General features: G+C 44.2%; 16 protein-coding genes. 11 read left to right on the top strand and 5 right to left on the bottom strand.

Annotation, left to right across the window (positions count from 1 at the left end):
- The first annotated feature begins 2 nt into the window (after positions 1–2).
- The 6 genes from COR50_RS18335 (at position 3) to COR50_RS18310 (ending at position 11,739) form a co-directional block, all read left to right on the top strand.
- A complete protein-coding gene (locus tag COR50_RS18335; protein ID WP_098195338.1) occupies positions 3–2,093 on the top strand; it encodes a type IA DNA topoisomerase in 2,091 nt (696 codons plus the stop codon).
- A 71-nt stretch (positions 2,094–2,164) separates the two neighbouring features.
- Positions 2,165–2,602, top strand: coding sequence for a DUF1896 domain-containing protein (locus tag COR50_RS18330; RefSeq protein ID WP_098195337.1), 438 nt, complete (start codon positions 2,165–2,167; stop codon positions 2,600–2,602).
- Positions 2,589–7,979, top strand: coding sequence for a helicase-related protein (locus COR50_RS18325; protein WP_098195336.1), 5,391 nt, complete (start codon positions 2,589–2,591; stop codon positions 7,977–7,979). Before COR50_RS18330 ends, COR50_RS18325 begins: the two co-directional genes overlap by 14 nt.
- A 251-nt stretch (positions 7,980–8,230) precedes the next feature.
- A complete protein-coding gene (locus COR50_RS18320) occupies positions 8,231–8,791 on the top strand; it encodes a hypothetical protein (RefSeq protein WP_098195335.1) in 561 nt (186 codons plus the stop codon).
- Between the two features lie 137 nt (positions 8,792–8,928).
- Positions 8,929–10,632: a hypothetical protein gene (locus COR50_RS18315; protein WP_098195334.1), complete on the top strand. Its 1,704-nt coding sequence runs from the start codon at positions 8,929–8,931 to the stop codon at positions 10,630–10,632.
- 168 nt (positions 10,633–10,800) lie between these two features.
- Positions 10,801–11,739, top strand: coding sequence for a polyketide cyclase (locus COR50_RS18310; RefSeq protein ID WP_098195333.1), 939 nt, complete (start codon positions 10,801–10,803; stop codon positions 11,737–11,739).
- Between the two features lie 47 nt (positions 11,740–11,786).
- Here COR50_RS18310 and mobC read toward each other — a convergent pair whose 3' ends face one another.
- Positions 11,787–13,781: a conjugal transfer protein MobC gene (mobC, locus tag COR50_RS18305; protein WP_098195332.1), complete on the bottom strand. Its 1,995-nt coding sequence runs from the start codon at positions 13,779–13,781 to the stop codon at positions 11,787–11,789.
- A 238-nt stretch (positions 13,782–14,019) separates the two neighbouring features.
- On the opposite strand from mobC, the gene COR50_RS18300 reads away from it, so the two are divergent.
- Positions 14,020–14,229 (top strand): hypothetical protein, encoded by a 210-nt coding sequence (locus COR50_RS18300; protein ID WP_098195331.1) that lies wholly within the window; start codon positions 14,020–14,022, stop codon positions 14,227–14,229.
- A 21-nt stretch (positions 14,230–14,250) separates the two neighbouring features.
- Here the strand turns inward: COR50_RS18300 and mobB are convergent, their stop codons facing one another.
- Both mobB and mobA read right to left on the bottom strand, forming a co-directional pair.
- Complete coding sequence (mobB, locus tag COR50_RS18295) at positions 14,251–15,555, bottom strand: conjugal transfer protein MobB (RefSeq protein ID WP_098195330.1); 1,305 nt, start codon at positions 15,553–15,555, stop codon at positions 14,251–14,253.
- Positions 15,545–15,997 (bottom strand): conjugal transfer protein MobA, encoded by a 453-nt coding sequence (gene mobA / locus COR50_RS18290; protein ID WP_449384849.1) that lies wholly within the window; start codon positions 15,995–15,997, stop codon positions 15,545–15,547. Before mobA ends, mobB begins: the two co-directional genes overlap by 11 nt.
- A gap of 698 nt (positions 15,998–16,695) precedes the next feature.
- On the opposite strand from mobA, the gene COR50_RS18280 reads away from it, so the two are divergent.
- Genes COR50_RS18280 through COR50_RS18265 form a run of 4 tightly spaced genes read left to right on the top strand, consistent with a single transcriptional unit; the run spans position 16,696 to position 18,832 of the window.
- A complete protein-coding gene (locus COR50_RS18280; protein WP_098195327.1) occupies positions 16,696–17,463 on the top strand; it encodes a ParA family protein in 768 nt (255 codons plus the stop codon).
- 12 nt (positions 17,464–17,475) lie between these two features.
- On the top strand, positions 17,476–17,886 hold the full coding sequence (locus COR50_RS18275) for a DUF3408 domain-containing protein (RefSeq protein WP_098195326.1): 411 nt from the start codon (positions 17,476–17,478) through the stop codon (positions 17,884–17,886).
- The gene (locus COR50_RS18270) at positions 17,886–18,191 is read left to right on the top strand and encodes a DUF3408 domain-containing protein (protein ID WP_098195325.1); all 306 of its coding nucleotides are present in this window, start codon (positions 17,886–17,888) and stop codon (positions 18,189–18,191) included. Before COR50_RS18275 ends, COR50_RS18270 begins: the two co-directional genes overlap by 1 nt.
- A gap of 11 nt (positions 18,192–18,202) precedes the next feature.
- On the top strand, positions 18,203–18,832 hold the full coding sequence (locus COR50_RS18265; RefSeq protein ID WP_098195324.1) for a conjugal transfer protein TraD: 630 nt from the start codon (positions 18,203–18,205) through the stop codon (positions 18,830–18,832).
- A 47-nt stretch (positions 18,833–18,879) separates the two neighbouring features.
- Here COR50_RS18265 and COR50_RS18260 read toward each other — a convergent pair whose 3' ends face one another.
- Positions 18,880–20,358 (bottom strand): caspase family protein, encoded by a 1,479-nt coding sequence (locus tag COR50_RS18260; protein WP_098195323.1) that lies wholly within the window; start codon positions 20,356–20,358, stop codon positions 18,880–18,882.
- 49 nt (positions 20,359–20,407) lie between these two features.
- On the bottom strand, positions 20,408–23,566 hold the full coding sequence (locus tag COR50_RS18255; RefSeq protein WP_098195322.1) for an SIR2 family protein: 3,159 nt from the start codon (positions 23,564–23,566) through the stop codon (positions 20,408–20,410).
- Positions 23,567–23,815 lie beyond the last annotated feature (249 nt).

Genomic DNA, 23,815 nt, shown 5'->3' with positions numbered 1-23,815 from the left:
AAATGAAAGCAGTAATCGCAGAAAAGCCCAGTGTGGCGCGGGAGATCGCCACCTTGCTGGGCGCTACCGAAAAAAAAGAAGGATACCTGGCCGGCAACGGATACCTGGTCACCTGGGCGCTGGGTCACCTGGCGGGGCCGGCTATGCCGGAAGCCTACGGGCTGAACGGATTTCAGCGTGCGGCGCTGCCCATCCTGCCCAGACCCTTTTTACTGACCGTACGGCAAGTAAAAAAAGAAAAAGGTCACCAGGCCGATCCCGGCGCACTGAAGCAATTAAAGATCATAGGTCAAGTATTGCAACGCTGCAACAGCATCATTGTAGCCACCGATGCCGGGCGCGAGGGAGAGCTGATCTTCCGCTATGTCTATGAGTACCTGGAATGCTCCCTGCCGTTTGAACGGCTATGGATCAGCTCCCTGACGGAAAAGGCGATCCGGCAGGGATTTGAGCGCCTCCGTCCCGGCAGCGACTTCGAGGGGCTTTACCAGGCAGCCCGCGCCAGGAGCCGCGCCGACTGGCTGGTCGGCATCAACGCCACCCAGGCGCTCAGCATCGCGGCAGGTAGTGGCATCTATTCGCTGGGCAGGGTACAAACGCCGACACTGGCCCTGATCTGCAAGCGTTACCGGGAGCACAAAGATTTCGTGGTACGACCCTATTGGCAGATCAGCCTGGAGCACCGTAAAGAATTTACGGATTTTAAAAGCCTTTCCATTACCAAATGGACAGAGCGAAAAAGCGCAGATGAGGCTTTGAGCACTATCATGCGCCAGGGTATCGCCGTCGTGGGCGCCGTGGAGCGTAAGACCGTTACTGAACAACCGCCGCTGCTCTTCGACCTTACGGGCCTGCAAAAAGAGGCCAACAAAAAGCTGAACCTTTCGGCAGAAGAAACGCTCGGTATCGCTCAACGATTATACGAGCAGCAGTTCATCACCTATCCCCGTACCGGGAGCCGGTATATCCCGGAAGATATGTGGGCGGAGGTACCTGCCCTGATCCGGGCACTGGAGGACCGGCCCTCCTGCAAGGATGCTGTATCCAGGGTAAAATGGGGGCACTTCCAAAAGCGCATCGTAAATGATCTGAAAGTAACCGATCACCACGGCCTGCTCATCACCGGCAAGATACCTTCTGCGCTGCCCGCCAGGGAAAGTGCGGTATATGATATGATCGCCCTCCGGCTGCCGGAAGCCGTGGCGCAGGCCTGCACTAAAGAACTGACCCATGTTTCAGCAGAGGCCGCCCATCATCCCTTTTCCCTGACCGGTAACAAACTCCTGGAGCCGGGCTGGCGGGCGATCAAAGGCATCTTTTCCGATGAGGGAGAAGATGCCGCCCAGGAGCTGCCGGAACTGAAGACCGGTGACGAGCTGAAGATCAAAGCGGCAAAGGTCCTGGAAAAGAAAACCAAAGCGCCGGCACTTTATTCGGAGGCAACGCTGCTTTCGGCAATGGAGACAGCGGGTAAGGATATTGAGACAGCGGAACAGCGCAAGGCGCTACAGGGGATCGGGATCGGTACGCCTGCTACACGAGCGGCCATTATTGAGACGCTGTTTAAAAGAGATTATATCTGCCGGGACAAAAAATCCCTGGTACCCACCGAAAAGGGCTTGCAGGTCTATGCACTTATCGCGGATAGGAAAATTGCCGATGTGGCTATGACCGCTGAATGGGAGGTGGCGCTGCAACAGATCGAGTACGGACAGTCTGATGCCACGGCCTTTCACCAGGATATGGAAAACTATGTCATGGCCATCACTCGGGAACTCCTGGATAGTTCGCTTGCCGGGGAAAGCCAACCGGAGCTGCTTTGCCCCAAATGTAAGACCCTTCGGCTCCTGATCCGGGATAAGGTCGTCAAATGTCCCGACGAGGGTTGCGGCTGGCTGCAGTTCCGTACGGTTTGCGGGGTGCAGCTTGCCGTACCAGATATTGAAAGCCTGATCCGCAAAGGGAGGTCTCCACTGATCAAAGGCATGAAAAGCCGCTCCGGTAAAAAATTCAATGCCTTTATTGTTTTGGACGATCACGGAAATACTTCTTTTCAATTTGATAATAGTACCCGCCACGGGAAAAAGAAATAACGGTCCTGGTGCAAAGTATCCTGACCGGGTACTCCCTACCCAATAACTACAAAACGTAAACACGACTATTTATGAGCAAGCCACAAAAAGACCTTTCCTATTTCAAAATAAGATTGCAGGAACTGCTGGATACCAGCTTTCCCGATCTGGCCGGGGACAGGGCGTTTATTGAACAGCGCTCTCAGTGGGCGGCCAACGCTTACGAAGGCGCCTTCCTGGCGGGCAACCCGGTGGAAGAATGCGAGCATATTGCCAATTATATCCTTTTTGAAAAGCTTCATTTCTCCCGCTTCGATACCGTATTCCAGGTTGTGTGTAACGAGTTCGATACACTGATGGCCGACGAAGAACTGCGGCTCTTTGCCCTGAAAATGCTGCCGGTATGCGCCCCGGTATTCGACGGCTACAGGCTGACAGATGATTTTGCCGATGGCCCGGAGTATGAGCTGCTTTATACCGAGCTGACCGGCGCCATCCAAATCTGGATCGAAGATAATGGCCTACAATAAGCGCCGGCAGCTCCAGGCCAATACCAACGCCCTGCGCCTGACCTTTCAACTGGAAAAGGAGAACCGGGGTGCTACAGCCGGGGAAAAAGCGATCCTGTCGCAGTACAGCGGGTTCGGGGGGCTCAAATTCGTACTGAACCCCGTGGATAGTCCCGATGCTATCAAGCAGTGGGCCAAGTCCGAACAGGAATTCTTTTCCCAGACGCACGAACTCCACCAGCTTCTACGCGATCATAGTGTCGATGAAAAACAGTACCGCCGTTACGTGGACAGCCTGCGCAGTTCCGTGCTCACGGCCTTCTATACGCCACCGGCGATAACGGACACCCTGTTCGGTGCCTTGCAGGAGCATGGTATCGGTATTAAAAACTTCCTGGAGCCTTCTGCCGGTATCGGTGCTTTTATACAATCGCTTAACAACACGGGCCACCTTACTGCCCGGACTACGGCCTACGAAAAAGAATTGCTGACCGGCAAGATACTCCGGCAGTTGTACCCGGATCAGCATATCCGGGTAAAGGGCTTTGAAGAAATACCGGAAGCGGAAAAAGGCAGTTATGATGTGGCTGCCAGCAATATCCCTTTCGGGGATCTATCCGTTTTCGACCTTTCTTTTTCCAGGAGCCGCGATGCGGCACGGGTACAGGCGGCCAGGAGCATACACAATTATTTCTTCCTCAAAGGGGCCGATATGCTGCGCGATGGCGGCATCCTGGCTTTTATTACATCACAGGGACTACTCAACAGCCCGAAGAATGAACCCATACGCAGGGCGCTGATGCAGGACAATAATCTTGTTTCTGCTGTCCGCCTGCCCAACGATCTTTTTGTGGACTATGCCGGAACGGAGGTGGGTACCGACTTAATTGTTCTTCAAAAGAACAGCAGCAAGCAAGGGCTGTCGGAGAAGGAGGAACACTTTTGCCGGACGTTTAATTTATCGGAAAATATACCCTGTAACGGCCTTTTTGAGCACCTGGACCGGATCGTGCATACCTCCCTGCACCGGGACACAGATATGTACGGTAAACCTGCCTGGATATATGAGCACGAAGGTGGCGTTGCAGGCATTGCCCGTGATCTTCGGCAAATGCTGCAGTCCGATTTTACTGCCAGGCTGGATACCGCGTTATATCTTAGTCCGCACAATGAGGTATCGGATATACCCGTCATTTCTTCGCCGGTGCTGCCAGCACCGCCACCCGTACAGCAGCCGGCAGGCACCGCGCAGGAGCCTTTAAAAAAATCACTCCTTCCCGAAAATGTAGATACTCCTGCGGAACAAACTCAGCTCAGCCTCTTTGACCTGTTTGAGCGGCAGACACAGGTTGTAACGCCCCCGGTGAGCAAAGCCAGGGCAGCAAAACCATACAGCTCCGGCAGAAAACGCAGGGTCACCAGGCAACCGGACTTGTTCAGCAGCGCCGGGCAACAAACCGAAATGCATTCGGCCGCATCCCGTCCGGCTCAGGACAGGAAGGCCGCGCTGACCGGTAGGCCCGCCGCCGACCTGTTCTCCACCCTTAATGAACAGCCAGCACCGGCTCCGGCTGCCCCTGTACGCCCCGAACCGGCTAAGTTCGCCGGCAACCTTCAATCCTTCCACCGGGAGGATTGCCTGGTAACAGACAAAGGGTTGGTCGGCTATCTCAAACAGGTAGATACCGAAGAGCAGCAGGCCATGTTCCACCCGCTGGACCTTCCTGCGGGGCAAAAAACGAGGGCGGAGGCTTATATCGCTATCCGGGATGCCTATGAGCAATTGTACCGTGGGGAAGCAGAGCTGCAAAGGGAGCACCATGCAGAAAGAGAGCAACTGAACCGGCTATATGACGCCTTTACCAAACGCTATGGCCACCTGAACAGCGCCGAGAATATCAAGCTCATTAAAACCGATACCGCAGGTAAAGAAATTCCTTACCTGGAGCGCGTAGTGGGCGGCGTAGTACACAAAGCCGATATTTTTCAGAAGCCGGTCAGTTTCTCTACCGTTACGCTGATCACCGATGATCCTGAAGAAGCATTGGCGGCTTCGCTTAACCGGTACGGTAACGTGGATCTGGAATATATGTCCGGTATCAGCAGCCTTTCCCCCGAGGAACTGAAAACAGCTTTACAAGGCCGTATCTATTATAATCCTCTGGACCGGCAATATGAGATTGCCGAAGTGTGGGTTTCGGGTAACGTGGTGGAAAAGGCCCGTAAAGTGGATGCCTATGTTTCCGTCTATCCTGATGACAGGGAAGCGGCGGAAAGTCTTGCCGCCCTACAGAACGCGAGGCCCAGGCGCATTACATTTGAAGAGCTGGACTTCAATTTCGGGGAGCGCTGGATACCCACAGGTATCTACAAGCGCTTTGCCTCCCACCTGTTCGACCAGGATGTCCGTATCCACTACAGTGAACATACCGATGACTTTTCGATCTACAGTGACAGCAAGAACATCCGCATCACCGAAAAATTTGCCATCCAATCCGAGCACCGCAGCTATGACGGCCTTGCTCTGCTCAAGCATGCTTTGCTCAATACCACACCTGACATTACCAAAACCGTTACTGTCGGTGATAAGGAAATAAAGGTGCGGGATGTGGAGGCCATACAGATGGCCAATACGAAGATCGACGAGATCCGTAACGCCTTTACGGATTGGTTGCACGGACAAAGCGACGAATTTAAAAAACGGCTAACCGACCAATATAACGATACGTTCAACTGTTTTGTCCGGCCGCAGTATGACGGCAGCCACCAGGATTTCCCGGGGCTGGACCGGAAGGCGCTGGGCATTGAAGACCTATACCCCAGCCAGAAGGATGCCGTCTGGATGATCAAGCTGGACGGAGGGGCTATCTGTGACCACGAAGTAGGCGCCGGAAAGACACTGATCATGTGTACCGCCGCCCAGGAAATGAAACGTCTGGGGCTGGCCCATAAACCCATGATCATTGGCCTGAAATCCAATGTGCATGAGATCGCGGAGACGTACCGAACGGCCTACCCGCATGCCCGGATACTCTATCCCGGCAAGGAAGATTTTACCCCTAAGAAACGCCAGCGCATTTTCGGTAACATCAAGAACAATGATTGGGATTGCATCATCCTGACGCATGACCAGTTCGGGATGATCCCTCAATCCCCCGAAATGCAGCGGGACATACTGCAAACAGAGATGGACAGCGTGGAGGAAAACCTGGAAGTGCTTAAAAGCCAGGGGAAGGAAGTCTCCCGGGCCATGCTCAAAGGGGTTATCAAGCGCAAACAGAACCTGGACGCCAAGCTGAAAACCATCCAGTATGATATAGACAACCGAAAGGATGATGTAGTCGATTTCAAGATGATGGGCATCGACCACCTGCTGGTAGATGAAAGCCACCAGTTCAAGAACCTGATGTTCAACACCAGGCACGAGCGGGTGGCCGGGCTGGGTAATACGGCCGGCAGCCAGAAGGCGCTTAACCTGCTCTTTGCCATCCGTACCATCCAGGAGCGTAGCGGTAAGGACATGGGAGCTACTTTTCTTTCCGGAACGACGATCAGTAACTCGCTGACGGAGCTGTACCTACTCTTCAAATACCTGCGGCCAAAGGCGCTGGAAAAGCAGGGTATCCGCTGCTTTGATGCCTGGGCGGCGATCTATACCCGCAAAACTACCGAATATGAATTTTCGGTAGCCAATAATATCGTGCAGAAAGAACGTTTCCGGTATTTTATCAAAGTACCGGAGCTGGCGCAGTTCTACGCGGAGATCACCGATTACCGGACAGCGAAGGGTATAGGCATTGACCGGCCGGACAAGAACGAGATATTTCATCATATTCCCCCCTTCCCGCAGCAGGCCGACTTTTTCCAAAAGCTGATGGAGTTTGCCAAGACGGGCGATGCAACACTAATTGGCATGCCGCCATTGTCGGAACGTGAGAAGGACTGGAAAATGCTTATTGCGACAGACTACGCTCGTAAGGCGGCCCTGGACATGCGGATGGTCAGCGCGAAGTACGAAGACCACCCGGACAACAAGGCTTCTCATTGCGCCGCTAACATTGCCAAATACTATAAACAATTCCAGGCGCAAAAAGGAACACAGTTTGTTTTCTCCGACCTGGGTACCTACAAACCCGGGAAGTGGAACGTTTATTCCGAGATCAAGCGCAAGCTGGTGGAGGACCACGGCATTCCAGCCCATGAGGTACGCTTCATCCAGGAAGCCAAAAATGATAAGCAGCGCAAAGACTTGATTGATGGCATGAACGAAGGGCGCATACGGGTGCTGTTCGGTTCTACCAGTATGCTGGGAACGGGAGTGAATGCACAGAAACGGGCTGTTGCCATTCATCATCTGGATACCCCCTGGCGTCCGAGCGACCTGGCCCAGCGCGATGGAAGGGCTATCCGCAAAGGCAATGAGATCGCCAAATTCTTTGCGGACAATAAAGTGGATGTGATTATTTATGCTGTCGAAAGGTCGCTGGACAGCTACAAGTTTAACCTGCTCTATAGTAAGCAGCTCTTTATTGACCAGCTAAAATCCAATACCCTGGGCAGACGTACTATAGACGAGGGCAGCATGGATGAAAAATCCGGTATGGGCTTCCAGGAATATGTAGCCATCCTCTCCGGTAATACCGCCCTGTTGGAAATAGCCAAGCTCGAAAAGCAGGTTGCCGCGCTGGAAAGTGAACGGCAGGCATTTAACCGGGCCAAATACAGCGCCCGCAACAAGCTGGAGGATGCGACGGCCACGGTGGAAGCGGCTTCTTCACGCCTGGAGCGTATGGAACTGGACTATAGTAACCTTCAAAAGCGCTTGCAGAAAGCAAACGATGGTACCGTGTTGAACCCGGTAGAACTTGCCAGTTTGCCGCCGGGCGCGGATGTGAAGCAGATCGGCGCTAAATTGAATGAGCTGTCCAAAAAGGCGCGTACCGGTGGTAAATATGAGGAGATCGGCAGCTTATATGGGTTTACCCTACTGGTAAAAACGGAAATCTCCCTGAAGGAAGGTGCGGACGTTAAAGAGAATCGCTTCTTTGTTCAGGGTGAGGGCGGGATCAAATACAGCTTCAATAACGGGCAGATGGCTGCCAATCCGAAACTGGCGAGTGAGAATTTTCTCAATGCGTTGGAAAAGCTCCCGAAGCTGATTGAGTATGAGCAAAACCGAATTGCCACTACGAAAAAGGACATCCCTGTCCTGCTGGAAGTTTTGAACGGTGTATGGCCGAAGGAAAAAGTACTCACCGATTTGAGGACCGAACTGGCGGCTCTGGACCGGAAAATGCAGTTGTCGCTCGCATCGGAAGAGCAACCAAAGCCGACGGAGCAGGAAACCATTGTCGATGATGTCGAGAAAAAAACTTCGACGGGCCTGAAAGCTATGTGATTAGTTGCCGATCAAAGTTATCGTTAATACCTTCTCCGTGTGAGAAATGTAAGTCATTATGATCATGGCGATGCGTATTTTATATTATAGAATACTATCTGCCAAAATTGAGTAGCCGAAGTGGTAATTGCTATGCTTAGGTAACGATCTGTTGATTAATATCTTATATGCACGATTATTTTTTTGTGTAAAAAATAGGACTTACGTATATTTACGGGTTAGTGTCAGGGCAATGAGAACACCGTAACAAAATGACAAATCAAGAATTGCAGACATATATTGACGATTACACAATGGCCGACTTTAACCGTATTAAACTCATGTGGAACGGCAAGTACGGACAAGAATTTATGGACGACAATTATGACTTTCGTATGCAAGTTTGTGAGTTTGTAGTTCCTCAGATTGACACGGTAAGTCTAGACCTCATTCGTGACCTTTACTGTGAGACTGGTAAAACTTCTCCATTGACATTTGGTGTTTACAACAGTTTTCACTTATTCGCAGACGAACTTTTAAAGCGTGGTGGGTCAAAATATTTGCTTGACTATATTCGAGGTGCTTCACACTCAATGGACACGGGAATTAGTTCGGGCAGACTGACAATTTCAAAACAAAAAGCAAAGGAACTGTTGAACTATTTTGACGAACTAAAATCAAAGTCGACTGACCCTGAAGAACAGAAGTTATTAAACGACTTCATTAGACAGAGACTTGAATATAACGCGAACCGAGAAGAAAGCCCAGCCACTAACAGCACCTTGTCAAAAGCGGGGTGTTCGTGGTGGCAGAAACTTTTCGGCTCCGAATAAACATTGATCGTAGCTTGACAGATGGTACTCCGAAGACACCGCCTTCGGAAAGCTGCAAAACGTTGTTCCCAGCCCTAACGCAAGCACTCAAGTAATTCGAGCCTTGACAAATTCACGCTTACAATTAATTACAAATTATGCCAATTGAGTACTCTGTTAATATTGCTTATGACGACATTTATTCTGACTATGCAACAGTTGATGTAAAAGACCTTCTTAAAGACATTCCGACTAAAATGGCTTTAACCTTGGTTTGTCATTATACAGGACAAATTCATACTCAAGAAAAAAATCCGAAATTTCAATTAACAGCAATTAGTGATTGGTGTAGAAGATTTGATAAACAAACAATCCAAAAAATTAAAAGTGTAATCGATAAATTCAATGCAAAACAACAATCAAATTTTAATTTCATCAATAATGTAACTTCTCTCTACTTAATTGAAAGTCTTTTAGAAAACAAAAATGAATTGCCAGAAATAGAAGATTTAAGCCCTGAGCAAGAAGAAAATTTATTTAAAGCATACCTATACTATTCGGCAAAGTGGACTAAGGAGCAAGAAGCTGGAGCGATTAAGTACAGAGATATTTCGGTAGCATATATGGGATTAGTAATGCTACTTCCCTATTCTGAAATCTTTGAGTTTAAGGACTTTCGTATGCAATTTTTGAAAGCTGTTTATTTTTTTAAGTTTTGTGAAAGCAATGAATTATTTAAAGGTTATCTCAAAGCTTTTCTTGCTGCACGAGGATTGAAAAATTGGAACGACTATCTGTTTAACTTAGTGAGCGCCTATGTAACTCTTTTGCAAAAGGATAGCTTGAAAACAGTGCTTGAATTTAGCAAAGAAAACAAAGATGTTTTCGCTTCATTGGAAACATTTTGTGTGAACACCGATAATTTTAATCCTGTTCTGGATTTTCTTACTTTAAGAGAAACGCCACTCTACAAAAATTCAGATACAGAGTTGCTATTTTTAAGTATCAACTTTCTAATTGATAAAATTTATCAGAGCATTATTTTTGATTTTGCCGACATTTTAATTAAGTCTGGTTTGACATACAATGAAAAAGCCATTACAACCAAGCCTCAATTTTTCGGAATATTTGGAGATGAATTTATCGAGCCGGGTTTATTCTTTAAGGTAATGCAATATGTATTTCGCCAAAAGGATTACAAACATTTTACAGGAGATGAACTCAAAAATAAATTTGGCGTTGGCACACCTGACTATCTAATTGTTGATAATTCAAAAATTTATGTTTTTGAGTTTAAAAATGCAATTTTTAGTGGACCAGTTAAATACACTTTTGACATTGATAAAATTATAGCTGAACTTGATAAAAAACTTGTAAAGAATGAAGGTGGGCGACCAAAAGGAGTAACACAACTCGTGAATTTTGTTGAGGATATTACTAAAGGTAGATATGAAACCATTTTAGGGAAAGACATCCCCAAATACATAATTTATCCAATTTTAGTAACAACAGATTTCACTTTTAATCTACCAGTTATCTATTCAATAGTAGCACCAAAGTTTGGCTCTATCTTAAAGGGTAAGAACCTCGAAGATTTTAAATTAAACATTCGAAAATTAACAATGATTGATTTAGATTCTTTGATCAAATTTCAAGACCTTTTTATTGAAAGAAAATTGACGATAAATCACGTCCTAAACGACTATCAAGCATTTTTGTCTAAAGGAACAAATCCTATTGACAAATCGCTTTCTTTTCATAAGTACATTCATGTGAAAACATCAAAAATGAAGTATGACACACCAAAACTTTTTTGGACAGAAATCAAGGCAACTCTCTTCAATAACGAGACGACAAATTAGACAAAAAAGGGGGTGCTTACAATAAAACGTCTGTCGCAAGGCTGGCTGACGGAATAACAATGACCTTTTATATCTATAATTAGCTGCGGCGCCGGGCAGTCGGAACACAGAATACTACCACATATCCAATGCTTCACGTTACCTACCATTACAGCGATACCATAAACTATGAACGCAATACTTAAAGATAAAAGTTTTCAACTCTCCATAATACTGACAATAATTTTTGTCGGAACAGGAATTGCCTTTTTATTTTTTGGACTGGTAGATTACAGTTGGGTTTTATTTGGGCTTCTACCTGTAGTTTTGGGTGTTGCAATAGGGACGATGAAAGTTAGAAAATACGCCCTATTGGGAGCAATTATTACGACAATTCTATTACTCATTGCGATTTACATTCCAGGACTTTCAGGGGTGATCTGTATTGTGATGGCAATTGGTTTAGTTGTTCCATTTATCTTTTTGGGGTATGTTATTGCAAGGCTTGTAAAACGGTATAGACTTATCAAAGAAACTAATAGACTTTCTGCTTTGTTGTTACCTTTAATTCCCTTTTTAGTTGCTGCACCAACGGAGCACTTTATTAAAAAGGAAAAGGAGACAATAATTGATGTTCGTACAGAAAAGATATTCAACTATACACCGGACGAAGTTTATGATGCAATAAAATCCGTTGACACACTTGACGCAGAAATGCCATTTTTACTAAAACTTGACTTGCCTATTCCGACCAAATGTATTTTGGAAAAAGAAGAAGTTGGGGCATTGAGAACTTGCTATTTTAAAGGCGGACGACTAAGTAATGCTGACTTTGGTGGTGGGACAATCACCGAAAGAGTTACACAATTAGAACGAGGCAAAGTTTTAAAAATGGATGTTATCGACTACAACTTAATCGGAAGAAAATGGTTAGGGTTTAAGGAAGCAATCTACTATTTTGAACCAACCGGAAATAATAGTTGTAAACTTACAAGAGTAACGACCTATACTTCAGTGTTGACACCGAGGTTTTATTGGGAACCAATGGAAAGATTAGGGATTAAACAGGAGCACGACTACGTTTTTAATAATTTGGAGAAAGACCTGACTAAAAAGTACAGCAGGTAACAAAGTATTTGCAGTAATGCGGAGCAAGGCCCAATTTCAATTCACTTTTAGTTTATCAAATGCTGCAGATCAGGATCATTTTTGATCCTCTCCATTTCCCCTAGGATAATGGCTACCACGTCCTGTTTTACCTGCCGATAATTTGCCTCTATCTCTTCTTTCATGTTGTCGGCTCCCCGCTCGTCACTAAATGATAAAATAGGAGGTATTTTCTGGTAGGCTTTGGTCTCGGCGGCTACCTTGTCATTGTCCACCACGATCTCCGCATGGAAGATCTTTTGCTCGATGCGTTCGTCGAAATTATCAGAGACCGCGCCAACAAACATGCCCTGGGTGAGCGTAGAAATTTTCGATGCCGGGATTAACGTGTCCATCTGCGTGGATATGGAGGTGGACTTATCGTTACGGTTAATGGTCAGGCTTTGTCGCTTCTGTAATACCTTCCCGAAACGTTTGGACAGGTTTTCGGCAGTTTCTCCGACTACCTGGCCGCTGAAGATGTTGCCGACAGTGTTTTGTATTACCCTGCTTTCTTTGTCCCCGTAATCGCGGGTAAGCTGTGAAAAGTCCTGGAAACCCAAACAAACTGCTACCTTGTTACTCCTGGCGGTGGCGATTAGGTTATCCAACCCCCGGAAATAAATCGTAGGCAGCTCGTCAATGATCACCGAACTTTTTAACTGCCCTTTTTTGTTGATCAGCTTTACGATCCGGGAATTATACAAGCCTAAAGCGGCGGAATAGATATTCTGCCGGTCGGGGTTATTACCCACACATAAAATCTTTGGCTCTTTTGGATTGTTTATGTCAAGCGAAAAATCATCGCCGGTCATTACCCAATAAAGCTGCGGGGAGATCATACGGGACAAGGGTATCTTGGCCGAAGCGATCTGTCCCTGCAACTGGTCCTGGGCGCCGCCCTGCCAGGCATCCATAAAAGGAGACAGATAATTTTCCAGCTCCGGGTAAGAGGTCAGGATGGTAAATACGTCCGCATACTTTTTATTGAGCAGTTCGATGGCATGAGGAAACGTGCAATACCGGCCGCCCTGAAAGATCTTCAGGAACCAGATGATAGCGGCCAGCAGGATAATTGGTGATTCCACGAAGAAATCCCCTTGCTTGGTTATCCAGCTTCTGTTAAGATTGAGCATGATCGTATAGGCGGATTCATAGGCATCCGATATATCGGTCATGAAGGCGGGGTTGATCGGGTTGCAGCGGTGGCTCCGGCGCGGATCATCGAAATTGATCACATAGAATTTCGGCTTTACCTTGTACCTATCCGCATGTTTGAGCAGGTGGTTGTAGGCAATTGTAGAAAGGTCGTCGAATTTGAAATCGTAGATATAAAGTGCGAAACCCTTTTCGATATGCTGCCGGATATAGTTATTGATAATGGCATAGCTCTTACCGGAACCTGGCGTACCCAAAACAATGGCAGCCCGAAAGGGGTTGACCACATTAATCCAGCCGTTGTTCCATTTTCCTTTATAGTAAAACCTGGAAGGCAGGTTAACGGAATATTCGTTCTGCATCAGCCGGGTCTCCTGTTGGAAACTCTCGTTCTCGCTGTTGAACACATCGTCCATCAGGTTGGTGCGCAACAGGCGGCGTATCCAGACACCAGCCATCAGCAGGGCGATATATCCCAAACCCATTGTCACCATATAAGTAAAGGCCCCGATCTCCGGGGACAGCTTCAGTAGCGGCGTGTTACCAAAGAACAGGACAAGGCCGATAGCCAGGGCGGTACAGATCTTCGGCCAGGTGATCTTTTCGCTTTTTACTCCCTTGGTGCCCAGGCAGCTCAGCGCCAGGAGCACCACCGCAAACATTTTCGTATAGATGCTATGGGAAAACAGCCCTGCAGTCCGGTTGAAGTTGCCCAATATTTTTTCCACTACATCCAGGGTCCAGCCCTGGGCGACGAAAAAACCGTAACAGAACCAGTACAGGTGCATCAGTACCAAAAGGATGCTTACTGCCCGCATAAAGGCCATGATCTTAGCCAGTGCTCTTAAATCGTCTTCTCCCTGCATGACTACCGAAATTTGGTGAACGGCCAATCTACAGGCGGTATCGTCGTGTAACAGGGAGTAGGTATTCTTTGGCGGTGGGTGGCTTTAGTTGGCCCTATGAGTAAGGAGATGCATGCAGATGCACTGCTTGCGGCAGGCAGAAGATAATAGCAGCGTTAGCGGAACGTGAAAATAAAAGCAGCATGCCTTAGCTTCGCGGCGCTATCGGTAATTTTATGATAAGCCAATCCGAAAAACGATGCCACTACATAACTACCCCGGATTCGATTATGCCGCCGCTGATGTGGCAAAATTCCTCCGCTCTTCCGATTTGTTTACGATCCTGTTACATGATGAAGAGGTGATCCATTTCAGGCCGGGCAGCCCCGACAACTTTCATTCCTGGTTGAAGCGCAGCAATATACCGGACATGCGTATAGAGCTGGCGGCCGATACAGCGCAGGAATGACGCCGGTTCTACCAGCCGCATTTACCGGCTGCGCCCTCGCTTGAATTTCTTCTTTTTTTTGATCTCCTGCTCGAACGCCAGCTCTTCGTAGTCGTCTCCCTGCACCTGGGGCAAGATGCCGCCCAGGCCTTCTAGGATGCCGGAAGGATCACCGTAAAAAGCAGGTTCATGGCTTTCCAGGAAATCAAAGAGGCCCGGTGGCCGTGCCGGCTGCGAACCTTGTTCCCACACAGGCTTTACATGCGGCTTCTGTGCGGCCTCATCAGAAACTCCGGTCTTGTCTCCACGCTGCCACCAATTATTAAAAACCCCGGCGGCATACTCCTTTCCCAAATGCGAACCGTTCCAGACCGTTTTGGAATTGTAATCTATAAACGTGATCCCATATACCCGCCCTTCACCAGTACGCCTTATAACAGTGCCGATCCCTTGTTGTAATAACTGCTCTTTAAATGCGGCTTCGCCGGTAGTCCTGTGCATCGCTGCCGCTACGGCATTTTTAAGCAGCGACCGTGCCGGGTCGGCTTCCAGGCTTTCCTTAGATTTTCGGTAATGTTGCGCTAGCGCCTCGTAGCCGGCGCCCTTGCCGAACAGGGAGGCTTTGAAGGGATTGCCGGCCTTCCTGCCTTGTTCATCCAGGGCAAAATACATCAGCCCGGCTTTGGGCTGTCCCTGCAGCTCACCCTTTACTTCTTCTGCGGTAATATTGTATTGCGACAGCAAGGCGTTATAGCCGCCGAAATTGCGGAAGCGGTAATGCGCCGGCAGATGTCGGACCACGGAAGCGATCTGGCTTTTAATATCACCGGCCTTGTAATCTACAGGCTGAAATAGCCGCTCGTCCCGGCTGCGGCTTTGCCCCGTGGCCGGCGTCAGGTGATAGCGCTTTTCCAGCTCCCGGCAAACGGCCATCGAGCGGCGCTTCTCGAACTTGTCCGGAATTTTTCGGCCCTGCTCATCCACGCATACGGAAACGATATGGATATGGGTCCGCTCTATATCGGTATGCTTAAAGACAACAAAGGGCTGATCGCCGTAGCCCATCGTTTTCATGTACTGTTGCGCAATAGCGATGAACTGCTCGTCGCTGACCTTATCTTTCGGATCGGGGTTCAGGGAGATATGCAGCACCGGCTTTTCCGTCTTTCGGTTGGCGACCAGGTAAGGCTCAAAAGAGCGGTTAAGCTGTGCTACGGAATACTGCCCATCCGGCGTTTCGATCATCTTATGGGTAAACAATACCTGTCCGTTCTCCTTATCTACCTTGAGTTGGTTATAAGATAAGGCGCCGTAAAGGTTTTCCCCGTGCCCGATCTTAGCTACCATTAGAATCGCTTTTTTGCAGGTGCCGGGCTTCAAATTCTTCAGTCAACTGGATGATCTTGCGGCATAAAGCTGCCAGTTCCGCCGTCTGTTTTTCCAGTTTGAATAGGAAAGCCGCCGCCTTTTTCTCCGAGAAATGCCGGTACAGGATTTTTACGACCTGGTTATAATTAACGCCAACGGAACGGAACTGGCCGTAGAAAGCAGTCAGCCGCATGTAATAATCCATTGCCGCCTTGTCGATCTTTACCGTCTTTACTGTTCTGTGGAAGATGCAGGCGGTAACAAAGTGTGCCTTTACCGGGATGCCTGACTGTTCAAAAAGGGAAAGAAAACGAGCGTTTTCTTCCGCAGTCAGTGATATAGAATAGCGGAAAACGGCGGGATCATCTTTGGGATGCCGGCCTCCGCTCTTTTTTTTCGGTTTGTGGTTACTGTCCATCATAAAATCCATTTAACATGATCTGAAAAATCCCTGACTTCGGAAGGGATTTCCGGCCCCCTGCAAGGGCAAGTTGTTTTGAGCAGCGGAGAATATTTCGAGCAGCTCAAAACACAACTTGCCGTGTTCCGGTGAACACAAAAATCCGCCCTGCGGGACGGATTGAATGTAACAGGGAAAAACGGCTTGATGCCGTTCCCGTTACCCTCTGATATGTCAAAAGTCTTTTGCATAAATCCGTTAATAAAAATCACAATACAAAGTAAAGACCTGTATGTAAGAGTATTGCAATGCAATACCCGGACAAACACGGCCTTTGAACGCCAAACACTGCCACATAACTTACAGCAGGTAAATTATCTGCTTTATTTGCCTTACAGTTTCAATGCAGGCAGTAAAAAATGTATGGAAACAAGAAAAGAAACCGGGTTTGCAAACAGGCAGTTTGCCATAAAAGCATAAGGTTTTAAAAGTATAATACTATAAAAGCGTAAAAGCATAAAAGCGGTAAAGCTTTTTGTTTTCTGCAAGGTTTACAACCTGTCAAAACATACACCTTACAAGGCTGTAAGGAAAGCATAAAACGGTAAAGGAATATTCCAGTAAACCAATGCAGGAATACAGGAACAAGGGAATATTCCAGTAAACAAATATTCAAGCCTGCAAAACAGGTAAAGCGTGTAACAATAAATTTTTAAATAATGGAAACAAAGAAGAAAACCTTAAAAATCAGCTTCTCCACACAAAAAGGCGGCGTGGGAAAATCAACAATGACCACCTTGCTTGCAAGTGTGCTTCATTACCGTTTAGGATATAACGTGTTGGTAATGGACTGCGACTTTCCACAGCATAGCCTGACCAATATGCGGGAAAGGGATAAGAAAACCCTGATGCAGAATGACTACCACAAAAAAGCGGCGATGAAGCAATTCCAGACCATCAATAAAAAGGCATACCCGATTTTCAAAAGCAAGGCTGAAAATGCTTTGGAAAGGGCGGTGGAATATGTTAACCAATCGGCAGTTGCGCCGGATCTTATCTTTTTCGATTTGCCGGGAACCGCCAATACCAAAGGTGTACTGACGACATTAAAAATGATGGATTTTATCTTTTCGCCCATTACAGCCGACCGTTTGGTAGTGGAAAGTACATTGGGCTTTACCAAAGCCTTTCTTGAACTTCCCAAAACTATAGAGGGCAATGAGCAACAAGAGTTGTGGCTATTCTGGAACCAGGTGGACGGCAGGGAAAAAACAGGTTTGTACGAGGCATATCAAAGTGTCATCAAAACACTCAACCTGCCCATTATGGAAACAAGGATAATGGACAGCAAGCGTTTCCGAAAGGAAACGGACGATACCGAAAGCTATGTGTTCCGGTCAAGCCTGCTGCCAGCCGAACCACAATTGATGAAGGCAACCAAAATGGATTTGTTCGTAGAAGAATTTTTGAAAATCACACATCTATAAAATCAGTAAGCTATGAGTTCAGATAACAAAAAAGAAGATTTTAAAAAGCCCAATGTTGATGAAGATTATTTAATGAACATCATAAGCGGCGATGAGCCAGTTGCCCCGCCGCAGAATAATCAACAACAGGAAGAGCCAAAGGAAATCAAACCCAAAGCCAGGGAAAAAGCCCGAAGCAATTCGTCAAAAAAGGCTGATTATGAAGAAACATTTTTGGTCAACCGTTTTCCCTCTGGCAGAAGCGGCAAGGTGGTTTACATACGTCCCGAATATCACGAAAGGCTGTTGCGTATTGTGCAATTAACGAGGGATGAAAAAACAACCCTCTACTCGTACATCGACAATATTCTCGAACATCATTTCAGGGAGTTTGGCGACGATATTACAGAATATTTCAACGAACGCTTTAAACCTATCATATAATGAAGAAAAATAACAAAAACAGGAACGTTGTTGCAGCCAATAATAGTCCTGAAGTAATGAGCAATGAAGCTAAAAACAGCTATGAGCAGACATTTTTACAAATGGATATTGAGCAGAAAAGAGGCAGTAAAAGCATATACCTAAGCCCTGAACATCACGAACGGCTTACCCGTATTGTACAGGTAATAGGCGATGACAAAATACCCTTGTTCGCCTATCTGAATAACATTCTTGAACATCATTTTAAAGTGTATGAAAATACAATTACAAAAGAGTTCAAAGAAAAGTACAAATCGTTGTTTTAAAATTTAAGTATATGGAAATAGTAATTGTGATTTGCCTGCTTATTGTCATTATCCTGCTTTTGCAGGATAAGATTGTCATTCAAAAAAGGTCGCAACAAAAGCCAACGCAGGGAAAAGTTAACCCGAACCTGCCCGATATTATGGGTCAGCCAAAGCCGGTAAGAAGCCTTTCCCTGCCAAACACTGCCAATGAAAGCCAATTAGCGGAACCGGAGATAAACCCTGATAATTTAGACATCGAATACGACGAAAACGTCAGCATTCAAATTCCGCAGGAAGAACTGGACGAAGTTTTCAGCAATATGCCTGATTTGGAAGAAGAGGAAGAAGAATGGAACAGGTACGGAATATCTGGTGGCGATAACGGTTTTGCCCAAGGGGTTACCTACGACGAACTAAGCTCCGTAGGGGCATTGCTCCAAAAAGAGAATTTGGAACAGGCTCAAAAGGAAACAGCGGTAGCCATAGTTCAGAAATTACAGGGAACCGAATTATTTAGCCTGCTGGAAAATTCCATAGAAGGTGCTTCCCGAAAAATTGCCGAGCTTTTGGATAGCACACTTTCATCTGGGAGCGACGACAGTTCTTCCACCTTGCGGAAAAGTGATTTGAGTGATTTTGACATTGGGGAGTTTGTGTAAGCTCCCATAATTATAATCAAACGTGTTTAATAAAGATGATCAAAAATTTAAGATTTCGCAAGTTCCAAATCAAATGGTATATCCACTCTTTTAACTTCTTCGGGCTTAGCATTCATACTCAAACGTAATCTGTCTTTTGGCACACATAATTGTTTACATAGTTTTTCTTCAAACTGCTCAAAGCTCACCATTGTAGTATTCCAATCATCATCAGTATATGGTTGAAGCAACTCTATTTCCGTATGCTTTACTGATATAAGTTTGTGTGCTATTTTAGGATTATCCCAAGACGGCAGTTTATATTCATACGGTTCAAACTTTACTTCTATTGGTAAAGCCATTGGAGGAACAGTCGGCAAATAGAATAAATATTTGGAAAATGGTGCAAGCTGTTTAACAATAAATTCAAATGCCGGCGTATAAAGTTTGTTGGCTTGTAACTTAAACACTTCCTCAATCAAGTCATTCTTGAAGTTTTTTTGTCTGAATTGCCCTTTTGAATTGAAGTATATTTCAAATAGTATTCCGTTTAAAACATGGTTGTTATTATCCTTATCAGAATACTTCTGTAACCAAGTGTCGAGATTTTTTATAATGGACATTGCCGAGAATTCACCACCTATCGCAGTTTGTAGAATATTTCTGCCAAGTAGAAATAATGAACTTTCGTCCATAAATGAAGGTTTAATTGACCTTAATTTATCCAATGCTGGTTTTTGTGTGTAATAATTATGAGATTTTAAATCTTCTATTACTAGATCAATATCGCTACCATTTGATTGAAAGTTTTCATCAGCGATGTATTCCGGCTTATAAGGTAAATCAACTGAATGTACAAGCTGCCCAGAATTAAAATAGAAATTACCAATTAAAGAAGTATGTTCCCAACTTGTTTGTTTTCCATTTGACAGTGTGAAAACAGAAGTTCTTACTCGTTTAAAGAAATCTTCAATGGGAATATTGGGGTCATTGATATGATTAAGTAGAGAACCAGTGTAAATACTATTTCGACCAGCACCATAATCCATAGCTTTTTCCCCTGGTGACGTTGAAAATGCGATAATGGTTCCTTTAGGAGCATGAATTGGGGCAAGTCCTTGTACTTGCCCACTTCTATATTGACTGGGTAAAGGATTATCTCTGCAAGCATCAAGAATAAGTATCTTAATGATAGGTTTTGCTTTTTGCATATAATCTATTACCAAATCCAACGGTATGGAAGTGTGTTTTGCAGACACATCATCAAAAAATCCAGTATCAATAGCTGTCAAGTAATTTTTCCCATCAATTTGTAATCCATGTCCTGAAAAATAAAAAAGCCCTACATCAAACTTTTCTAATTCAGTTCCAAATGTTCGAATTTCACGGTCAAACGTTTCAGCGGTGCAATCGGTAACCGTTTTTACGATGAACCCCAAATTCATCAATTTGCTGCCAAAATCTTCTGCATCATTTACAGCATTAACGAGTTTGTCCTTATCTAAAGTATAATTGGCATTTCCTATCACAAGAGCGAGTGCATTCATCTAATTATTAATTTTCTTTAAGTATTTTATATATCCGTAAAAAAGTTCATCAGATAAAAAGCCTGTAATCATAAGTTTTCCCCTCAAAGCGAGAAAGCAATTTTCCTATTCGGGCAATCTGATTTGAAGAATCAATAGTGGACGGCAACTTGGAATACAAATCAAGTGAGTTCCAATTCATCTTAGTTAAGCCTAATATTTCTGTCGCAATAGTATTAATGTTTGATTCTCCATAATGCTTTATTATTTTGATTGGAGCAGGAATACTTCTACCACCCAAATAAAACTTGTAGTTAGGTTGTCTGACAGAAGGGACTATACCATGTGTCCATAGAAGTGCTGTATCTTTATTTGTTACTATGCAAGTGCCTCTTGAAATAGGGAATTTATCAACTTGTAAATTGTTTTGATAGACATTCATTGCTACAAAACGGGCATCAACTTCGTAATTGATTTCTATCAAATCAATTTTCTTAATCCCGGCTTTATTGAGACTGGCTTTGATACCATTGATTTCATCCTCTGTAAAGCGTGTTCTTTTATGAATTACAACCCTTTCCGGTAGTTTATCAAGCGATTGATAAAATAGTTCACGAATGGACACTCCGAATTGAAAAGCATCTTTAAAAGAGAGATAAGGGTTATTCTGCTTGTCTAAAAAATAATTATCAATTTTTGATAATCTATATTTTAAACCCTGACCATTGGAATCGTAAATGTGACTGCACCCGATGACTATTTCTGATTTATTTTGAATTTTAGAAACGCTATAACCGATACCCGCATAAGCTGTATTCTTTTCTTGGCTATTTAGAATCCACGGTGTTCTCAATGACTTAACATAAAACGATAATGACAACCACCAATAAATTTGGCATTTCAATTTATCCTCCAATGTGTCCTCTCTAATAAGCTGTGTTGAAATACCCCTTGAAGCAGAGAATGCTTTAATATAATCGTGCAAATCAAAACTTTCACCCTCATAAATATAGTTCTCAAAAGGCTGCCATTCAGTAGGAATAAAAACAACTACCGTAGTTTGATTTTGCGTATTAGCTATCTGGTCAATTTTGGAAGTAATCTGCCTTGCTAGCCTTAGTGCATTTTCATGACTGTCGGCTTCATTGTTAGCTTTAAAATCAATGTCAATCCATTTGTCATTATTGTCAAAATTGGGTATGTTGATGGGCAAATTGAAAACAGAAGAAAATCCTGGATAATCAATAAGATAATCTGGATTGATATTTTCTGTGGAATGTTTGGTTTGAAGTTTTGAAAGGAAACCATAGAATTTCGCTGAATAATTCTTACCGCAGATTATTGAGAGGTTAATCTCGTTAGAATAAATAACTCCATTGAGGTTAACATCAAAAGGTCTGTTATTGACAAGACCTCTCATCGGATGATAGTCCTTAAACTCAATATCTGTCGCTACATTTCTGAAAATTAATTGAGGCTCTAAGAATTGAACGCCCTTAAATTGGGTCTGCTTTTTGTTATAGTTGTTAGGGGTATAAGTTCTAAAATTAGGGTCTAAGACATTTATCTCGCCAAATGCTGTATGTGATGAAATTTGAAACTCAAATCCTGTTCCAGAATTTTCGGGATATTCAAACTTCAATCTATTATTTTGGAATAAAATTCCGTTCCAAAAATTTAGCAAGTCATCATATTTATTGTTGTATAGCTTTTCTAAAACCCCTTTACTTAGTAACAGTTTTTGTTGTTTTGATATTTCTTCGGTAGAAGTAAGATGTATTGTTGGTGTAAAAGTCAAGTACGCAAAACTCCTATTATCATCGAAGTACAATGATACATATATTGCCTTATGTATATCAACGTTCCCATTCTTGCTGTCAGTAGTTTTAAGCCATATTTTATCTTTTAAATTTGATTCAACTTGCCCTTTATTCGAGAAATATTTGAGAACCACTTGCAACATCAAAGATTTGAATGCAGAAACTTTTTCAATATCATATTTTGATATTGGTTCTCTCTTTATTTCAGATTTTAGACTTCCTTTAAATACCCTGTCAATATCGGTTAATGTGCCAATAGCATAAACCTTTCTTTTAAATGGAACAGCACAAATATTGGTATCTCTGGTTATCTCTTTCAGAAAGCTCCAGGGTTTCGCATCTTTATAGTCTATTTCAAATTGAAAAATTTCTTTGGGGAATGTAATTGGATGCAGATTACTTTTTATATACTTATCTGTCTTTGAAAAATTCAAACTAAACTCTGTCTTAAGGTATTCTTCATCTTTTGATGTTTCTAATGCTTCTTGGATTTGTTTTTCAACGGTTGCATTTCCTTCAAATGCTGATTTCGATAAATGAATAAGTGTTTTATCAAAGCCATCAGTCGCTATATAATAGGCTTCCCTTCCTGATAGTCTTATTTTTAAAATCAAATCGGAAACTTCTTCGTTGATTTTATCTCCGAAACCACACCAATATAAACGCCCAGAGCCTTTTTTTTGAAAAGCAACCAAAATTGCATCCATCAGTGATTTATCCCTGCCACTATATCCAATTACGATAAGGTTTTTATCAACATGATAATTTGAAAGTTGGTCTTTAAATGTATCATTCTGATTATCTAACTCTTTCTCTGTATTCTTTAAGGTTGTAAATTTATAATCCCCGTGTAACGCAATCGTCAGTAACTCTTTGCTACTTTGATTTCGGAAAATCCTATCAGAGTTATCTAATGTAATCTCAATTGGAGTTAATCTATTTTGATGTGCACAACGGACAATTAAACCATCGAAATTTGTCGTCCATACGGATTTTACAATATTGTGTTCCGCTAAAAGGCAAAGTAATTTATATCCAATATATGGTTCTTGATTTTCAATCAAACTAAAGAAATACTTGCGCCTATCATCTGGTATTGGATAAGCCTTTTCAGCATAAAAGGAATATTCTTCTGCGGCATCGAGAACGGGGTATTCTCCCTGATTGTCTAACCAGTTTTGAATACTTTTCCGAACGGATGCATTTTTATAATTTTTGTAGAACTCCGCAGAATTGATGTTTTTAGATAAGTAAATGTCTTTTTTCCATTCCCAAATACAATCATAAGCGGTTTGTATTCCCGAACTAATGGATGCACCAGCACCTAATAAAAATGAGTGAGGGACATCTATATTTCTTTTAAAAGACCGTAAAAATGCGTCATATTCAAGTTGTATATTTTCTGTCATATTTAATTTAGTTGCGACTCTTCTCGCAGTAAGCAAAACGATTTGTCTAAGGTTTAAATAACTCCTTCTTTTTCATCAAATACCATCACTCTCAACTATTAGAAAATCTAAAGAAAAGGTTTACGGTTATAACGTGCTAATATACCATTTTTTGAGCGTATAGCCGCCACTCACCGCCAAACAATTCCTTTGACTGCCACTTTGTTAGACCGCCTCTTATTCCGAAACACTTTTGTACCGAAAGCCCGC

It is taken from the genome of Chitinophaga caeni (genome assembly GCF_002557795.1).
In the GTDB taxonomy this organism is placed as follows: Bacteria; Bacteroidota; Bacteroidia; order Chitinophagales; family Chitinophagaceae; genus Chitinophaga; species Chitinophaga caeni.
This window is presented reverse-complemented; position numbering and strand designations above follow the sequence as displayed.